A 15867-nucleotide genomic window follows, 5' to 3' on the forward strand; every position below is an offset into this window, starting at 1 on the left:
CATAAGCCTTGAATCACACGCGGGGGAGCAGTAGCGTTCCCGCACTTTTTGCAATGACAGAAGGATCGCAGTCATAGCCCGCAGACCTCATAACGCGCCGCCGCAACGCGACACCGGCCCGCGCGTCAACGAAAAAATCCGTGCCTCCGAAATCCGCCTGATTGGCGCCGATGGCGATAACGCAGGGGTTGTGACCCCCGCCAGAGCCATGGAAATGGCCGCCGAGGCCGGATTGGATCTGGTGGAAATCTCGCCCAATGCCAACCCGCCCGTGTGTAAGATCATGGACTTTGGCAAGTTCAAGTATGAACAGCAGAAACGCGAGAGCGAAGCCCGCAAGAAGCAGAAGATCATCGAGGTCAAAGAGGTCAAGTTCCGTCCCAACACGGACACTCATGACTACGATGTGAAAATGCGCAACGTCTACAAGTTCCTGGAAAACGGCGACAAGGTGAAAATCACCCTGCGCTTCCGGGGCCGCGAGATGGCGCACCAGAACCTCGGAAGAGAGCTTCTGGAGCGGGTCGCCGAAGACATCAAGGAACTGGGCAAGGTCGAAAACATGCCCAAGATGGAAGGCCGTCAGATGATCATGATGATCGGCCCGCTGCCGAACAAGTAACCCGGCCGCCTTCGACACAGGTATTTCAGCCCCGCAGCGCCGCTGCGGGGCTTTTCCTTTGCCGCGGCCATCGCAATTAGCGCTGCTTTAACGCCTGCCCGATAGAAGGATCGTCATGGTCATTAAGGTGCAGGCATGAAAAGTTTATCCGACGTACAGAACACCGCATTCATGGCCATCGGCCCCAGCCGCATCGCCGCGCTGTCGCTGCTGGCCCTGGCGCGGGACCAGGATGATGCGGAAGGCGGCAGCGCCAGCGATGTTCTGAGCTTGTCGGTGCAGCGCATCGCGGCGGCCCATGCGATGCTCGGCAGCGGTCTGGACAGCCTGTTGCAGCAGTGCAGCTACAGCCTGCCCAAGGATCTGGAGGCCAGGCGCCAGGCCTGCCTGGAGGTGCTGAGCCCTCTGCACGATGCCACCTCCCGGACCGAGGGCAGCCCGCTGGCGCAGGTGCGCCTGATCCCGGACCTTGCCGGTCTCTGCCTTTACCGGCTGGAACCGGCCGTCACCGGCTTTCTCCAGCAGTTGGCCCAGACATTATGCGACGCCCAGCAGCTGCGCGAGGAGGAGCGCGAACAGAACATGCGGACAACCATCGCCAATGCCGAAGGGGTCGGCCGCAATATCAAGTTCATCTCCTTCAACGCCTCGATCGAGGCGGCGCGGATCGGCGATATGGGCAAGGGGTTTGCGGTGATCGCTACCGAAATCCGCGAGCTGTCGGGCAAGACCCAGACCCTGCTGGAGGAAATCTCGGGCTACCTGCGGCACTAGCCTCCGCCATCTGCCAGCCTCCGCCATCTGCCAGGCACCGGCATCCCGGTGCCCGGCCTGATCAGATCGTCAGGCTGCAGCCGCCACGGCGCGCCGGGCCATCACCCCGACCAGATGGGCGCGGTAGGCTTTGGACCCGTGCAGGTCGGCCATCATGCCGCCGGCATCCACGCTCAGACCGTCCAGCGCCTCCGGTGTGAAACCGGCATCCAGCGCAGCCTCGGCCTCGTTCCAGCGGAACACGCCCTGTTCGGACGCGCCGGTGACCGCCAGCCGCACGCCGGCCGTATATTTCGCCACGAACACCCCGACCAGGGCAAAGCGCGAGGCCGGCTGCACGAACTTCTGATAGCTGGCCTTCTGCGGCACCGGGAAGCGCACCGCGGTGATGATCTCGCCTTCTTCCAGCGCGGTCTCGAACAGCCCCCGGAAAAAGTCATCCGCGGTGATCTCGCGCCGGTTGGTCATGATCGTCGCACCGCTGGCCAGCGCCGCCGCCGGATAACAGGCCGCCGGGTCATTGTTGGCCAGTGAGCCGCCGATGGTGCCGCGGTTGCGGACCGCCGGGTCGCCGATATGGCTGGCCAGATCCGCCAGCGCCGGATAGGCCTCCGGCAGGGTTTCCGCCACATCCGCATGGGTGGTGGCGCCGCCGATGCTCAGCATTCCGTCGCCGCCCCTGACGCCTATCATCCCTTCGATGCCTGCGAGGCTCACCAGTTTCGACGGCATCGCCAGCCGCTGTTTCAGCGTCGGGATCAGCGTCTGCCCGCCGCCCAGCGCCTGCGCGTCCTCATCGGCCAGCGCCGCCACGGCCTCTGCCACGGTTGCAGGCTTTTCAAACTCGAATTCATACATCTTCGTTTCCTTCCCAAAGAGCGCCCAGGCTCTTCTTCTGGCCAAAAATATCCCGGGGGTGCGGGGGCAGCGCCCCCGCAATTTCCTCAGCCATTCATCGCCGCCCAGACCCGCGCGGGGCTCAGCGGCATGTCGATATGGGTGACATCCTTGCCCGCCGATTGCAGCGCATCGACCACTGCATTGACCACCGCAGGCGGCGAGCCGATGGCCCCGGCCTCGCCGCAGCCCTTTACGCCCAAGGGGTTATGGGTGCAGGGGGTCTGGCAGGAATGATCGACCTGATAGAACGGCACGTCATCGGCCCGCGGCATCGCGTAATCCATGTAGGAGGCCGACAGCAGCTGGCCGTCTTCGTCATAGGCGGCGTTTTCCAAGAGCGCCTGGCCGATGCCCTGCCCCAGCCCGCCGTGGACCTGGCCGTCAACGATCATCGGGTTGATGATATTGCCGAAATCATCCGCGGCCGAGAAGCGTTCGATGGTGACCTTGCCGGTGTCGGGGTCCACCTCCACCTCGCAGGCATAGGCGCCGGCCGGATAGGTGAAGTTGGCCGGATCATAAAACGCGGTTTCCTCCAGCCCCGGCTCCAGCTCCTCCAGCGGGTAGTTGTGGGGGACGTAAGCCGTCAGGGTGACATCGCCCCAGGCCACCGATTTGTCGGTGCCCGCAACGGTGAACTGGCCGTCCTTCAGCTCGATGTCGGCGTCCGAGGCCTCCATCAGATGGGCGGCGATCTTCTTGGCCTTGGCGATGATCTTTTCGGTCGCCCGCACCATCGCCGAACCGCAGACCGCAATCGAGCGCGAGCCATAGGTGCCCATGCCGAAGGGCACGCGCCCGGTATCGCCATGCACGATGTCGACCATGCTCTCGTCGATGCCGATCATCTCGGCCACCACCTGCGGGAACGACGTCTCATGCCCCTGCCCGTGTGAATGCGCGCCGACAAAGACGCTGATGGTGCCGGTGGCATTGACCCGCACAGTGGCCGCATCATAGAGGCCGGCACGGGCGCCCAGCATGCCAACGATGTTGGAGGGCGCGATGCCGCAGGCCTCGATATAGCAGTTGACGCCAAAGCCGCGCAGCTTGCCGTTCTTTTCGCTTGCCGCGCGGCGGGCGGCAAAGCCCGCCACATCGGCGACCTCCTCCAGCTTGTCCATGGTCGCCACGTAATCGCCGGTGTCATAGGTCAGCGCCACCGGGGTTTCATAGGGGAACTCGGTGATGAAGTTCTGGCGGCGCAGCGCAATCGGATCGGCGCCCAGCTCGCGCGCGGCCTTGTCGATGACGCGCTCCAGCTGAAAGGTCGCCTCGGGGCGGCCGGCGCCGCGGTAGGCATCGACCGGCACCGTATTGGTGAACACCGTCTTCACGTTCACCTGCACCACCGGCGTCTTGTAGTTGCCCGCCATCAGGGTGCCATGCAGATAGCTGGGCACCGAGGTCGAGAAGGTCGACAGATAGGCGCCCATATTGGCCATCGTATTGGTGCGCAGCGCGGTGAAGTTGTTATGGCTGTCCAGCGCCAGTTCGATCTTGGTCACATGGTCGCGGCCATGGGCGTCCGAGATGAACGCCTCGGACCGGGTGGAGGTCCATTTCACCGCCCGCCCGCAGGCCTTGGCGGCATGGGTGCAGAAGGCTTCCTCGGCATAGTGGAAGATCTTGGAGCCGAAGCCGCCGCCCACATCCGGCGCGATCACCCGGACCTTGTGCTCGGGCAGGCCCAGCACAAAGGCGCACATCAGCAGACGGATCACATGCGGATTCTGACTGGTGGTGTGCAGCGTGTATTCATCGGTGCCGCGGCTGTATTCGCCGATGGCGACCCGCGGTTCCATCGGGTTGGCAACCAGCCGGTTGTTGACCAGTTCCAGCGTCGTCACATGCGCGGCGCTGTCAAACGCCGCCTGCACCGCTTCGTCGTCCGGATTGCCGAACACCCAGTCATAGCAAAGGTTTGAACTCAGATCCTCATGCACTTTGGGGCTGTCTTCCGCCAAGGCGCCGGCCATCCCCACCACCGCGGGTTTGTCGCTGAGATCCAGTTCGATGGCTTCCGCCGCGTCGCGGGCCTGTTCCACCGTGCCGGCGACCACTGCCGCCACGATCTCGCCCACGTGGCGGATGGTGCCATCGGCGATGATCGGATGCCGCGGCTCCTGCTGCGGCTTGCCGTGGCGGTCGGTGACGCCCCAGCCGCAGGGGATGCCGCCGACCTCGGTGAAATCGGCGCCGGTGAAGATCTTCACCACGCCGGGCATCGCCTCGGCCGCGCTGGTGTCGATGGAATTGATGGTTGCATGGGCCACATCGGCGCGCAGGAAATGCACGTAAGCCTGGCCGTGCACGTTGATGTCGTCGGTGTAATTGCCGGCGCCGGTCAGGAACCGCACGTCCTCGCGCCGCTTGGGGCTGGCGCCGATTCCGCTGTCGTTGTCCTTGGGCATATCTGGTCTTCCTCCCTGGAGAGTGCTGCGTTGCGCGCACCTCTTGGTCACTCACTCCTTGTTCGGTTCAGGCCGCCAACCGGCCTGGGGCCGTCGCACTTACCCGGCAGCAATCGCCGAAACATCCTGGCCCGAGGCGGCCATGATCGCCTTGACGATATTGTGGTAGCCGGTGCAGCGGCACAGGTTGCCTTCCAGGTAGTCGCGGACCTCCGCTTCGCTGGGCTTGGGGTTGTCCTTCAGCAGCGCCGCCGCCGACATCACCATGCCCGGCGTGCAAAAGCCGCATTGCAGCCCGTGATGGTCCTGGAACGCCTGCTGGATCGTGTTCAGCGAACCGTCTGCATTGGCCTGTCCTTCGATGGTGGCGACCTCGGCCCCCTCGGCCTCCAGCGCCAGCATGGTGCAGGCTTTCACCGCCAGGCCGTCCACATGCACCACGCAGGCGCCGCACTGGCTGGTGTCGCAGCCCACATGGGTGCCGGTGAGGCCCAGCGCCTCGCGCAGGAATGCGGACAGCAGCGTGCGCCCCTCGACGTCGCCGCTGGCAGCCTTGCCGTTCACGGTCATTGAGACCTTGGCCATAGTACCCTCCCTTTAGCTCGTTTTTATCTGGCTGGGGGGAGTTAAGCACGGGCACAGCGATCCGCGAAGTGTTTTCCGGGCGGCGGCGGCGGTAAAATCCGCGTCAGAAGGGATTACCCATGGTTGTGACCTTGCGTCACAAATCCCTCGCCGCGGTGCCGCATTCAGCCTTCCGCATCGCGGCGCGGCATCGGGCGGGTGGGAATCTCCTTAAGCAAGCCGCCGACGCCCATGGCAGCAATATCCTGCGCGGTGACGGGAATGCCGCAGATCACCCGCTCCAGCACCCAATCGGCGCCGTTCAGCGCCGGGGAGCGGGCACAGCCCGGCAGGCCGATCACCGGCCTGTCCTGAAACGCGCCCAGAAACAACAGGTTGCCGGGGTCGACGGGCATTCCGAAACGGGTCACGCTGCCGCCGGCACTGCGCAGCGCCGCAGGCGCGACGTCATGGGTGTCGGAGGTGGCGGAGCCGGTGAGCACCAGCAGCAGCTCGCCCGGTGCCCGGGTGATCGCCGCTGCCAGCGCATCCTCGCGGTGCGGGACCACCACGCGCTCTGACAGGCTGATGCCCATCCGGTGCAGGCGCCCGGCCATGGCGGCGCGGCCTTTGTCCCGGGGCATGTCCCCGGTCACTTGTGTTTCGATCAGCGTGGCCGAGGAGAAAACCGGGGCCAGCACGCGCATCGCATCGGCGGCGCCGGTGCAGGCCTGACGGACGGCGTCTTCGGGCACTGCATAGGAAATCACCTTGATCGTGGCGATCATGCCGTCTGCATCAGCGCGGTGGTAATCCGGCACCGTTGCGATGGTGATCATCGGGTCAACGGTGTTGAAGGCCTCCAGCTTGGCCAGATCCAGCCGCACCAGCCCGGCGTGCGCGGCATAAAGGTTCACCCGCCCGGTGCCCGCGCCGGAGATGCGGATGCCCTGCGCCGCCGGATCCGGTATCAGCGCAGCCGCCAGCGCCTCTGCCGCGGCATCTTCATGCATGTCGCCCTCTTCCAGCCGGGCGACGGTGAGCTTTGTGTGGCCGGCGGCGGCAAGGTCTGCGAGGTCTGCGCCAGTCAGCTCCGTGCCCTTGGCAACCCTGCGCGAGGCACCTTGCAGCGAATGCGCAAGGATCGCGCCTTCGGCGTCTTTCAAGGCAAGCGCGCCGAACCTCATGGCTGTTTCCCGCGCAGCACGGCGGTCATTTCGGCAAGAATCGAGACCGCGATTTCCGCCGGTCCCGCGGCGCCGATATCAAGGCCGATGGGGCCGTGGATGCGGGCGATCTGCTGTTCTGTGAAGCCGGCCTGCTGCATCCGGGCGGTGCGGGCGGCGTGGGTTTTCCTGCTGCCCAGCGCGCCGATATAAAACACCTCGGCCGCCAGCGCCGCCTGCAATGCCGGGTCGTCCAGTTTCGGGTCATGGGTCAGCAGCACCAGCGCGGTGCGGCTGTCGAGGCCAAGCTTTTCGACCGCCTCATCCGGCCAGTCGTCCATCAGGGTCTCGCCCGGGAAGCGTTCGGCAGAGGCAAAGGCGGCGCGCGGGTCGATGATCACCGGATCATAGCCGGCAATCCGCGCCATCGGCACCAAGGCTTGGGTGATATGGACAGCGCCCACACAGACCAGCCGCAGCGGCGGGTTGTGAACAGCCACAAAGATTTCGCCGCCGTCCTCCAGCCCGGAGCGGTCCAGGCGCATCCGGTCCGGGTGGCCGCCCCGCACCAGCCGCCGGGCGCCGGTGGTCAGGTTCACCTCATAGGCAACGGGCGTGTGGTTTGCGCGGGCCTGCACCAGGTCCTCCAGCAGATCCGCGGGCAGCGCAGAACCGACCGGCTCCACCAGCACCTTGATGGTGCCGCCGCAGGCCAGGCCGGCGGCAAAGGCATCCGCGTCGCTGACGCCGAACTCCAGCAAGCGGTGGCGGCCGTCCTGCAGCGCCTCCATGGCTTCAACCACCACGGCGCCTTCGACGCAGCCGCCGGAGACCGAGCCTTCGATCTGTCCGTCACCGGAGACAACCAGCTGCGCGCCGGTGCGGCGCGGGGCGGATCCCCAGGTCTGCACGACAGTTGCCAGTGCCGCGCCTGTACCGGCCCGATGCCAGTCCAGCGCGGTTTCCGGGGCGTGCTCAAAAAGGGTCAGGGTCTGCATGCGGCGTCCTCGCAGCACCGGGATGTCTGCCGTCATACATCGGCGCTTGGGCCGCGGGTTGCAAGCGTCTTACGCCTCAGAGCAGCGCCATCAGGCGCGCCTTTTCCCCGGCATCCGACGGGTTGGATATCACCTGCGCCAGGTCCTGCAGCGAGGCGATCGAATGGCCCGCGCGGAAGCTGTCGGTATAGGGCAGCATGGCGCGGATGCCCTGCGCCTTGGGGGCAAAGCCGTCCCAGCGCAGCAAGGGATTCAGCCAGATCAGGCGGCGCGACGAGAGCTGCAGCCGCTGCATTTCGCGGGCCAGTCCTTCGGGGCCGCCGCGATCAAGCCCGTCGGTGATCAGCAGCACCACCGCCCCCTGCCCCATGACACGGCGCGACCAGTCGCGGTTGAAGGCATGCAGGCAGTCGCCGATCCGGGTGCCGCCCTCCCAGTCCTGCGCCTCGGCGCCGGCCGCGGCCAGGGCGGCGTCCACGTCGCGCTGGTGCAGATGGCGGGTGATATTGGTGAGCCGGGTGCCGAAGGTGAAACCATGCACCCTGGCCCAGCCCCGGCCACCGGCACCTTCCCGGGCATTGGCGGCGGCGTGCAGAAAATGCAGGATGATGCGGCTGTACTGGCTCATCGAGCCGGAGATATCGCAGAGCACCACCAGATTGGGCCAGCGGATGCGGCGCCTGACGCGGGCGATCTGCTGCAGGTCGCCGCCCTGGCGGGCTGCGTTGCGCAAGGTGCGGCGCCAGTCGGGACGTGTCCCCCGCGGCGCGGCCATCAGGCGGCGCGACTGGATCGGCTGCACCGGCAGGGCGAGCTGGGCGAGGATGCGTTTGGCGGCGGCCACCTCAGCCGTGCTCATCTGTTCGAAATCGAGGGTTCTGAGCCGTTCCTCGGCCGACATGGTGAGGGTGGTGTCGATCTCAGCCTCGGTGCCGTCCTCATCACTGTCCGGTGTCTCCGGCTGGTCCTGCATGCCGTCCAGCAGCGCCTCGGCCGCGCGTTTTTCGGCGGGTTTGGCGCTGCGCTCCTCCTGCACGCCGCGGATCGCGGGCAGCATCGCCGCCATCATCTGCTCCAGGTATCTGGGATCGCGCCAGAACAGGCGGAAGACCTGGGCAAAGACCACCCGCTGTTCGGGTTTGGCGACAAAGCAGGCGTGCAGGGCCCAGTAGAAATCCGCGCGGCGGGTGAAGCCTGCGGCCGCCACCGCCGCCACCGCGTCCAGCACCCGGCCGGGGCCGATGGGAAGACCCGCCTTGCGCAGGGCGCGGGCGAAATGGGTGATGTTGCGGACCAGCTTGGGGTCCTCCGGCAGGGTGAGCGGCGCGGTGTCAGGCATCCGCGTTCCTGGGCGCGCTGTCCCGTTCGGCCCTGAAACCGTCCGCTGGACGGCTTCCGGGACGGGCCTCACCCCCCGGAGTATTTCTGCAAAGATGAAGCATCAGCCGGCATCCAGGCCGGCCTTGGCCTGATCCAGAATGCGCTTGGCTTCGGAACCCTGCAGCCGGGCGATGTCGTCCTGGTATTTCAGGATCGCGCCGAGGGTGTCGGCAATCACCGCGGGGCTGAGGGCGATCACGTCGAGCGCCAGAAGGCAATTGGCCCAGTCGATGGTCTCGGCCACGCCCGGTTTCTTGAACAGATCCTCGGTGCGCAGGGATTGCACGAAGGCGACAATCTCGCGGCTAAGCTGCGCGCTGGCCCGGGGCGCGCGGGCGTTGAGGATTTCGACCTCGCGGTCGAAGTCCGGGTAGTCGACCCAGTGGTAGAGGCAGCGGCGTTTCAGGGCGTCATGCACTTCCCGCGTGCGGTTGGAGGTGAGGATGACAATCGGCGGCTCCAGCGCCTGAATGGTGCCAAGCTCGGGGATGGTGACCTGGAAATCGCTGAGCGCCTCCAGCAGGAAGGCTTCAAACGGTTCATCGGTGCGGTCCAGCTCGTCGATCAGCAGCACCGGCGCGCCGTGCTCATCCGGGCGCATCGCCTGCAGCAGCGGGCGTTCGATCAGGTAATCGGCAGAGAAAAGTTCCGCTTGCAGGGCGGCGCGTTCGGCGCTGCCTGCGGCCTCGGCGGTGCGGATGGCGACCATCTGGGCGGCGAAGTTCCATTCATAGACCGCGCTGGCAGCGTCCAGCCCCTCGTAGCATTGCAGCCGGATCAGGCGGCGGCCGAGGCTGGCCGCCAGCGCCTTGGCGATCTCGGTCTTGCCGGTGCCGGCCTCGCCCTCAAGGAACAGCGGGCGGCCCAGTTTCAGCGACAGGAACACCACGGTGGCCAGAGACCTGCCGCAAACATAGCCCTGCTCCGACAGCATGTGCTGGACCTGATCGATGGATTGCGCCTTCTGCATGTTGTGCCTCCCCTTGCCCGGCCAACAGGCCATGCGGGGCGGCATCGGTCAAGCCGCAGGCTGCGGCGACGCTGCGGCGGCGGGGCTGACGGAGGCGGTTGTATAACCGGGCCTGCCGGGTAAAACTGCCGCGGGACAGCCCCGCAGACGACCGGGGCAAGGGACAGAGACAGGGACGCCAGCCATGCATCGCGTTTTTCGCAAACACGCCGGCCCTGGCGGCCGGGACCAGAGGCGCTAGGGGATGCGGGTTCTGGCCGTCCTATGCGTCCGCAATGAGGCCGCGTTCCTGCTGGAATGGCTGGCCCATCACCGGGCTGCGGGTTTCACCGATTTCCTGGTGTTTTCAAACGATTGCCAGGACGGCACCGATCGGATGCTGGACCATTTGCAGGACATGGGGCAGCTGGTCCATGTCCGCAATGAAGGCCCCTATGACAAGGGCGGCATCCAGTTCACCGCATTGAAGCAGGCGGACCGGCATCCGCTGATGACACAGGCCGATTGGGTGCTGGTGCTGGATATCGACGAATTTGTCTGCATCAAGACCGGCGGCGGCAAAGTGGCGGATCTGCTGGCGGCGCTGCCCGAGGCGGATGCGGTGACGCTGACCTGGCGGCTGTTCGGCAACGCCGGTGCGGTGCGCTATCAGGATGCGCCGGTGACCGAACAATTCACCCGCTGCGCGCCGGAGGTCATTCACTGGCCGTGGCGGGCGGTGATGTTCAAGACGCTGTACCGCAATGACGGCACCTACCGGAAATGCGGTGTGCACCGGCCCCGGGATCTCGGCAGCCCGGCGCAGCTGGACAGCTTCCGCTGGTATGATTGCGAAGGCCGTGAACTGGGCAGGGCGTTCAAGACCAAGCGGCTGTTTTCCAATTACGGCCAGCCCAACGGGCGGCTGGCGCAGCTGAACCATTACCCGCTGGGGGCGATGGAAAGCTATGTGCTGAAGGCCGACCGCGGCCGGGTCAACCGGCAGGCCGAGCTGGGCATGGATTACTGGGTCGAGCGGAATTATTGCAGCGCCGAGGATACCTCCATCGCCCGTTACGGCCCGGCAAGTGCGGATCTGCGGGCCGTGCTGATGGACGATCCGGAGCTGGCCCGGCTGCACAGCCGCGCTGTGGCCTGGCGCCGTGCCCGGTTTGCCGGGCTGATGACGCAGGAACCCTACCGGGCGCTGTTCGCGCGGCTGCTGATGACGCCCCCGGCCCGCCCGGTAAGCCCGGCCGCCGCCGATCTGCTGCGCAGTTTTGCCATTCCGGATCAACCCGCTGCGCCGCCGGAGGAGGACGCCGGCTGACACCCTGATGCCCCCCGGAAAACGGCCGCCGAAAGAACCCCGGGCCGCCTTATTCAGGCATGGGTTTTTCCAATTTTGGCCTTAATTGTCACTTAAATGTAAATCCAAACAGCAGGCCCGGACCTATAAGGGAGGGCACAGAGGATGGCAGGCATGCAGGACGGACTTGAAAATCTGGATGAAGACCTTTCCGGGCTGAAGCCGGCCCAGTGGAAAGCCCGGATGGCGGCCCTGGCCGAAGAGCATGGCATGTACCAGCCGCTGGGCGACAAGCATTTCGCCACCTTCATCGATCAGGGCAATACGCTTCTGGTGACGTTTGAGACCATGCAGGGCATTCACAACCTGTCGGACCAGGCCCAGCCTTTGGGGTTTGATCTGGTGAAGAACCTGGGCTGGTCGCATATGTGCGTGGTGTCGGACGGCGACACCTGGTTCCGCGACAGCCGCATCTACGGATTTTTCGACCAGCTGATCGACGACGGGTTCTTTGACGAGTTCGACAATGTGATCTTTTACGGCGCTGGCCCCTGCGGCTATGCGGCGGCGGCCTTTTCGGTGGCCGCGCCGGGGGCCGTGGTGGTTGCGGTGCAGCCGCAGGCGACGCTGGACCTGCGGATGACCGAATGGGATGACCGCTTTGCCGAAATGCGGCGTCCGTCCTTCACCGACCGCTATGGCTATGCGCCCGATATGCTGGACGCCGCCGATCAGGCCTATGTGATTTATGACCCGCGGGAACGCCTGGATGCCATGCACGCCGCGCTGTTTGCGCGCAAGAACGTGACCCGTCTGCGGGTGCCGTACCTGGGCGATGCGGTGCAATCCCGGCTGATCGAGATGGAGATGCTGTATCACATCCTGTCGCTGGCCGGCAGCCGCAAGCTGAGCGCCGGCGCCTTCCACAAGCTGTTCCGCAGCCGCCGCAACAACTCCTATTTCCTGCGCAACCTGCTGGGGCGGCTGGAGCGGGACGACCGGGCCTACCTGATGGCGCTGCTGTGCCGCAACGTGACCGAACGGATGCGGGCGCCGCGGTTCCGCCGCCGCCTGCAGGAGATGGAAAAGCGCGCCGAAGACGGCGAGTTCACCTTTCCGTCCAAGCGCTGAGCAGCCGCTGGCTTGGCGCGGGGGCCGCCGCCGCATACAGCCGCTTCTTTTCCAGCCGCTGCTGTGCTAACGCGGGTGCATGACCGAGACGCTGACCATCCCCCGCCCCGACGACTGGCACCTGCATCTGCGCGATGGCGCAATGCTGGAGGCCGTGCTGCCCGAAACCGCCCGCCATTTCGGCCGCGCCATCATCATGCCGAACCTGGTGCCGCCGGTGGTGACCGGCGCCCAGGCCGCCGCCTACCGCGAGCGGATCCTGGCCGCGCTGCCCGACGGCATGGCGTTTGAGCCCCTGATGACGCTGTACCTGACCGAGGACACCGATCCGGCGGATGTCGCCGCGGCGCACGCCAGCGGGCTGGTCAAGGCGGTGAAACTGTACCCGGCGGGCGCCACCACCAATTCGGCCTCGGGCGTCAGCGACTTCAACAAGGTGCGCGGCGTGCTGGAAAAGATGGCCGAAATCGGCCTGCCGCTGTGCGTGCACGGCGAAGTGACGGATGCGGACATCGACATTTTCGACCGCGAGGCGGTGTTCATCGACCGGGTGCTGGACCCGGTCCGCAAATCCACCCCCGGCCTGCGTGTGGTGATGGAGCATATCACCACCAAGAACGGGGTCGATTATGTGAAATCCAGCGCCGCCGGCCTGGGCGCCACGATCACCACGCACCATCTGATCATCAACCGCAACCACATCCTGGTGGGCGGGATCAAGCCGCATTACTATTGCCTGCCCGTCGCCAAGCGCGAAGAGCACCGGCTGGCCCTGCGCGCGGCGGCGGCCTCGGGCGATGCGCGGTTCTTTCTGGGCACCGATTCTGCGCCGCATACCGACCCGAACAAGGAAAGCGCCTGCGGCTGTGCCGGCTGTTTCACCGCCACCAACACCATGTCCCTGCTGGCGCATGTGTTCGAGGAAGAGGGCGCGCTGGACAAGCTGGCGGGCTTTGCCTCGGAAAACGGCCCGGCGTTCTATGGCCTGCCGGTCAGCAGCGAGACCCTGAGCCTGCGCAAATCCGGCACCGCTGTGGATTTCCCGGAGAAGATTGAAACCGGAGATGGCCCGGTGACGGTGTTTGATCCGGGGTTTGCGGTTCATTGGCGTGCGGAATAGCAACACCTGTTAACAATTCTTTAACGATCCCTTCCCCTAGCCCTTGCCGGGAATCAGCCGCCCCCTTCAATTATCGGGTGATTATTTCCCCCCAGCAGTTGCGCTGGCAAATTTCCGGTAAAGGGCAAGGGTATGACGACGTTTTCATTTAAAGGTGTGCGGGCTGATTATGACGATGGTGATGGTTCAGACGTCGTAAGATCGATCAACGCCTTGATCACGGTTCCTTCCGCCTCTTCCACATTCAGCTATACGGTTGTCGGCGATGACGACGGTGTCGATATCATCGAGATGGACGACAACGTCATTCAGCCGATCCTCGACGGCATAAACATGGATAATCTGAGCTCCGACATTCGGGCCGATGACACCCTGATTACCCAGATCAACTGGAAGAGCGGTGGTTCCAGTGTGATTTTCATCGTGTCGCTGGAAACCGGCGATTATACGGACACCGAGTTCTATTTCGTTCTGGATGGCAAGGCTCTGCCCAACGTTAGCTCGGCGGCCGACTGGGCCGCGGTAGAAGCGGATATTGGCAGCATGGGCACCCCCACCGGCGCCTTTGCGCCCGGTGCCGACATTGCCTGGGCTGACATCCCCGGCGTGTCCTCCACCGAAGAGGATGAATTCTGGGGCACGCCCAGACGCGACACCTATAACGGCGGTGCGGGCGATGACTTTTTCGTCAGCTCCGACGGCCGCGACACCTATAACGGCGGCAGCGGCGGCTTTGACCAGGTTGCCTTTACCTGGGACCCCAGCGGTGTGACCGCACATCTGGGCAAAGGAACCGCGACCGATGGCTGGGGCAAGACCGACACGCTGAAAAGCATCGAAACGCTGCGCGGCTCGGCCTACGACGACAAGCTCACCGGCAATGGTAAAGCCAATTACTTCCGCGGCATCGAAGGCGACGACACCATCAACGGCGGCAAGGGCACGGACGAGGTCCGCTATGACCGCGATGAACGCTATGGCGGTACGGACGGCGTGACCGTGAATCTGGCGAAAGGGTTTGCCATTGACGGCTTCGGCGACCGCGACACGCTGACCAGCATCGAACGCGCGCGCGGCTCCGAGAGCGCCGACAATCTGCTTGGCAACGGAGGCGCCAACCGCCTGATGGGACTTGGCGGCAACGACACGCTGTCCGGCAAAGGCGGAAACGACACGATCTACGGCGGCAGCGGCCGGGACAGGATCAATGGCGACGGCGGCAACGACCTGTTGTTCGGCGAAGGCGGAGCAGACCGGTTCATTTTCAAGGGCAGCTTTGGAGACGATACGGTATCTGATTTCTCGACAGGCGGCCGCCAGGAAAAGATCGACCTCTCAGACGTCGGCACAATCAAGCATTTCCGCGACCTGAAGAACAATCACCTGTCCGAAAACGCTGACGGCGATGCGGTGATCAGCGACAACAGGGGCAATACCATTACCTTGGAAGATGTCGCGATTGCCGATCTGTCGGGCAATGATTTCATCTTCTGATTGACCCAATCACTGCGCGGGCCGGATTGCGGCCCGCGCAGTGCCGCAGGCAACCGCCGGGGCTTCAAACCGGCGGCGTTCCGGTTTAAGCACAGCAAAACCGCTGCCGCAAAGGATGCTTGCCGCCATGATCCCCTCGTCCTACCCGTCCCAACAAGAAATCGCCCGCCTGTCGGCCCGGATGCTGCTGGAAATCGGCGCGGTGAACTTTAATACCGAAACGCCCTATACGCTGGCCTCGGGCCTGCCCTCGCCGAGCTATATCGACTGCCGCAAGCTGATCTCCTTTCCGCGGATCCGCTCGACGCTGATGGATTTCATGACCGTCACCGTGATGCGCAATGCCGGGTTCGAGGCGTTCGACAATATCGCCGGCGGCGAGACCGCGGGCATTCCCTTTGCCGCGCTGGTGGCCGAACGTCTGGCGCTGCCGATGACCTATGTGCGCAAGAAGCCCAAGGGCTATGGCAGGAACGCCCGCATCGAAGGCGCGATGAGCGAAGGCGAGCGGGTGCTGCTGGTCGAGGACCTGACCACCGATGGCGGATCCAAGCTGTCGTTTGTCGATGCGATCCGCGAGACCGGTGCCAGCTGCGGCCACACGGCGGTGATCTTCTATTACGACATCTTCCCGGAAACCACCAAGACGCTGGGCGACCACGGGGTCGAGCTGCATTATCTCTGCACCTGGTGGGATGTGCTGGCCGAAGCCCGCGCGCAGGGTGCCTTCAGCACCGAGACGCTGGATGAGGTGGAGACCTTCCTGAAGGATCCCCGCGCCTGGCAGGACGCGCATAAATCCGCCTGACCCTGCGGCAAGCGTTACGGGGCAGCCTGTGGACAAGGCTGCTCCGAATCGCATTTCCGCCTTGGCTGGCGTGCAGATATAGGGGTCTATCCAAGGCACCCCGCATCATGTAGCCTGCATAGGACAGGCTTGCTGGCCCTTTCCGATAAAAAGCCCACAGGCCCCGTGCGGATATCCACAAGGGATCCACAGAGATTCCCAGATAGGAGAACCGCCCCCGGCGCCCTATAAAGCGGTC

The 15867-nt window shown here is 65.0% G+C and carries 14 protein-coding genes; 7 read left to right on the forward strand and 7 right to left on the reverse strand.

Features of this window, described 5'->3' with window-relative positions; translation table 11 throughout:
• Positions 1-160: 160 nt before the first annotated feature.
• Both infC and METH_RS11200 read left to right on the forward strand, forming a co-directional pair.
• Positions 161-622: a translation initiation factor IF-3 gene (gene infC, locus METH_RS11195; protein WP_323784310.1), complete on the forward strand. Its 462-nt coding sequence runs from the start codon at positions 161-163 to the stop codon at positions 620-622.
• Positions 623-757: 135 nt separating this feature from the next.
• Positions 758-1396 (forward strand): methyl-accepting chemotaxis protein, encoded by a 639-nt coding sequence (locus METH_RS11200; protein ID WP_024090582.1) that lies wholly within the window; start codon positions 758-760, stop codon positions 1394-1396.
• A 69-nt stretch (positions 1397-1465) separates the two neighbouring features.
• On the opposite strand, the gene METH_RS11205 is transcribed toward METH_RS11200, so the two are convergent.
• The 7 genes from METH_RS11205 to METH_RS11235 all read right to left on the reverse strand — a co-directional run bounded on the left by METH_RS11205 (position 1466) and on the right by METH_RS11235 (position 9788).
• Positions 1466-2254 (reverse strand): FAD binding domain-containing protein, encoded by a 789-nt coding sequence (locus tag METH_RS11205; protein WP_024090583.1) that lies wholly within the window; start codon positions 2252-2254, stop codon positions 1466-1468.
• Between the two features lie 86 nt (positions 2255-2340).
• Positions 2341-4710: a xanthine dehydrogenase family protein molybdopterin-binding subunit gene (locus tag METH_RS11210; protein ID WP_024090584.1), complete on the reverse strand. Its 2370-nt coding sequence runs from the start codon at positions 4708-4710 to the stop codon at positions 2341-2343.
• Between the two features lie 99 nt (positions 4711-4809).
• Positions 4810-5295, reverse strand: coding sequence for a (2Fe-2S)-binding protein (locus METH_RS11215; RefSeq protein ID WP_024090585.1), 486 nt, complete (start codon positions 5293-5295; stop codon positions 4810-4812).
• Between the two features lie 164 nt (positions 5296-5459).
• Positions 5460-6461, reverse strand: coding sequence for a molybdopterin-binding protein (locus tag METH_RS11220; protein WP_024090586.1), 1002 nt, complete (start codon positions 6459-6461; stop codon positions 5460-5462).
• Positions 6458-7438: an XdhC family protein gene (locus METH_RS11225; RefSeq protein WP_024090587.1), complete on the reverse strand. Its 981-nt coding sequence runs from the start codon at positions 7436-7438 to the stop codon at positions 6458-6460. Before METH_RS11225 ends, METH_RS11220 begins: the two co-directional genes overlap by 4 nt.
• A gap of 76 nt (positions 7439-7514) precedes the next feature.
• A complete protein-coding gene (locus METH_RS11230; RefSeq protein WP_024090588.1) occupies positions 7515-8777 on the reverse strand; it encodes a vWA domain-containing protein in 1263 nt (420 codons plus the stop codon).
• A gap of 102 nt (positions 8778-8879) precedes the next feature.
• A complete protein-coding gene (locus METH_RS11235) occupies positions 8880-9788 on the reverse strand; it encodes an AAA family ATPase (protein WP_024090589.1) in 909 nt (302 codons plus the stop codon).
• Positions 9789-10032: 244 nt separating this feature from the next.
• On the opposite strand from METH_RS11235, the gene METH_RS11240 reads away from it, so the two are divergent.
• The 5 genes from METH_RS11240 to METH_RS11260 all read left to right on the forward strand — a co-directional run bounded on the left by METH_RS11240 (position 10033) and on the right by METH_RS11260 (position 15629).
• Entirely contained in the window at positions 10033-11097 is a 1065-nt protein-coding gene (locus tag METH_RS11240) for a glycosyltransferase family 2 protein (protein WP_024090590.1), read from the forward strand.
• Positions 11098-11250: 153 nt separating this feature from the next.
• Positions 11251-12207, forward strand: coding sequence for a hypothetical protein (locus tag METH_RS11245; RefSeq protein ID WP_024090591.1), 957 nt, complete (start codon positions 11251-11253; stop codon positions 12205-12207).
• A 79-nt stretch (positions 12208-12286) separates the two neighbouring features.
• A complete protein-coding gene (gene pyrC / locus METH_RS11250; RefSeq protein ID WP_024090592.1) occupies positions 12287-13327 on the forward strand; it encodes a dihydroorotase in 1041 nt (346 codons plus the stop codon).
• Positions 13328-13459: 132 nt separating this feature from the next.
• Complete coding sequence (locus METH_RS22690) at positions 13460-14821, forward strand: calcium-binding protein (RefSeq protein ID WP_024090593.1); 1362 nt, start codon at positions 13460-13462, stop codon at positions 14819-14821.
• Positions 14822-14948: 127 nt separating this feature from the next.
• Complete coding sequence (locus METH_RS11260; RefSeq protein ID WP_024090595.1) at positions 14949-15629, forward strand: orotate phosphoribosyltransferase; 681 nt, start codon at positions 14949-14951, stop codon at positions 15627-15629.
• Positions 15630-15867 lie beyond the last annotated feature (238 nt).

Source organism: Leisingera methylohalidivorans DSM 14336 (genome assembly GCF_000511355.1).
GTDB lineage: Bacteria > Pseudomonadota > Alphaproteobacteria > Rhodobacterales > Rhodobacteraceae > Leisingera > Leisingera methylohalidivorans.

Coding starts and splice junctions, on each gene's coding strand:
- METH_RS11200 (WP_024090582.1), top strand. CDS start 758: ATGAAAAGTTTATCCGACGTACAGAACACCGCATTCATGGCCATCGGC.
- METH_RS11205 (WP_024090583.1), bottom strand. CDS start 2,254: ATGTATGAATTCGAGTTTGAAAAGCCTGCAACCGTGGCAGAGGCCGTG.
- METH_RS11210 (WP_024090584.1), bottom strand. CDS start 4,710: ATGCCCAAGGACAACGACAGCGGAATCGGCGCCAGCCCCAAGCGGCGC.
- METH_RS11215 (WP_024090585.1), bottom strand. CDS start 5,295: ATGGCCAAGGTCTCAATGACCGTGAACGGCAAGGCTGCCAGCGGCGAC.
- METH_RS11220 (WP_024090586.1), bottom strand. CDS start 6,461: ATGAGGTTCGGCGCGCTTGCCTTGAAAGACGCCGAAGGCGCGATCCTT.
- METH_RS11225 (WP_024090587.1), bottom strand. CDS start 7,438: ATGCAGACCCTGACCCTTTTTGAGCACGCCCCGGAAACCGCGCTGGAC.
- METH_RS11230 (WP_024090588.1), bottom strand. CDS start 8,777: ATGCCTGACACCGCGCCGCTCACCCTGCCGGAGGACCCCAAGCTGGTC.
- METH_RS11235 (WP_024090589.1), bottom strand. CDS start 9,788: ATGCAGAAGGCGCAATCCATCGATCAGGTCCAGCACATGCTGTCGGAG.
- METH_RS11240 (WP_024090590.1), top strand. CDS start 10,033: ATGCGGGTTCTGGCCGTCCTATGCGTCCGCAATGAGGCCGCGTTCCTG.
- METH_RS11245 (WP_024090591.1), top strand. CDS start 11,251: ATGCAGGACGGACTTGAAAATCTGGATGAAGACCTTTCCGGGCTGAAG.
- pyrC (WP_024090592.1), top strand. CDS start 12,287: ATGACCGAGACGCTGACCATCCCCCGCCCCGACGACTGGCACCTGCAT.
- METH_RS22690 (WP_024090593.1), top strand. CDS start 13,460: ATGACGACGTTTTCATTTAAAGGTGTGCGGGCTGATTATGACGATGGT.
- METH_RS11260 (WP_024090595.1), top strand. CDS start 14,949: ATGATCCCCTCGTCCTACCCGTCCCAACAAGAAATCGCCCGCCTGTCG.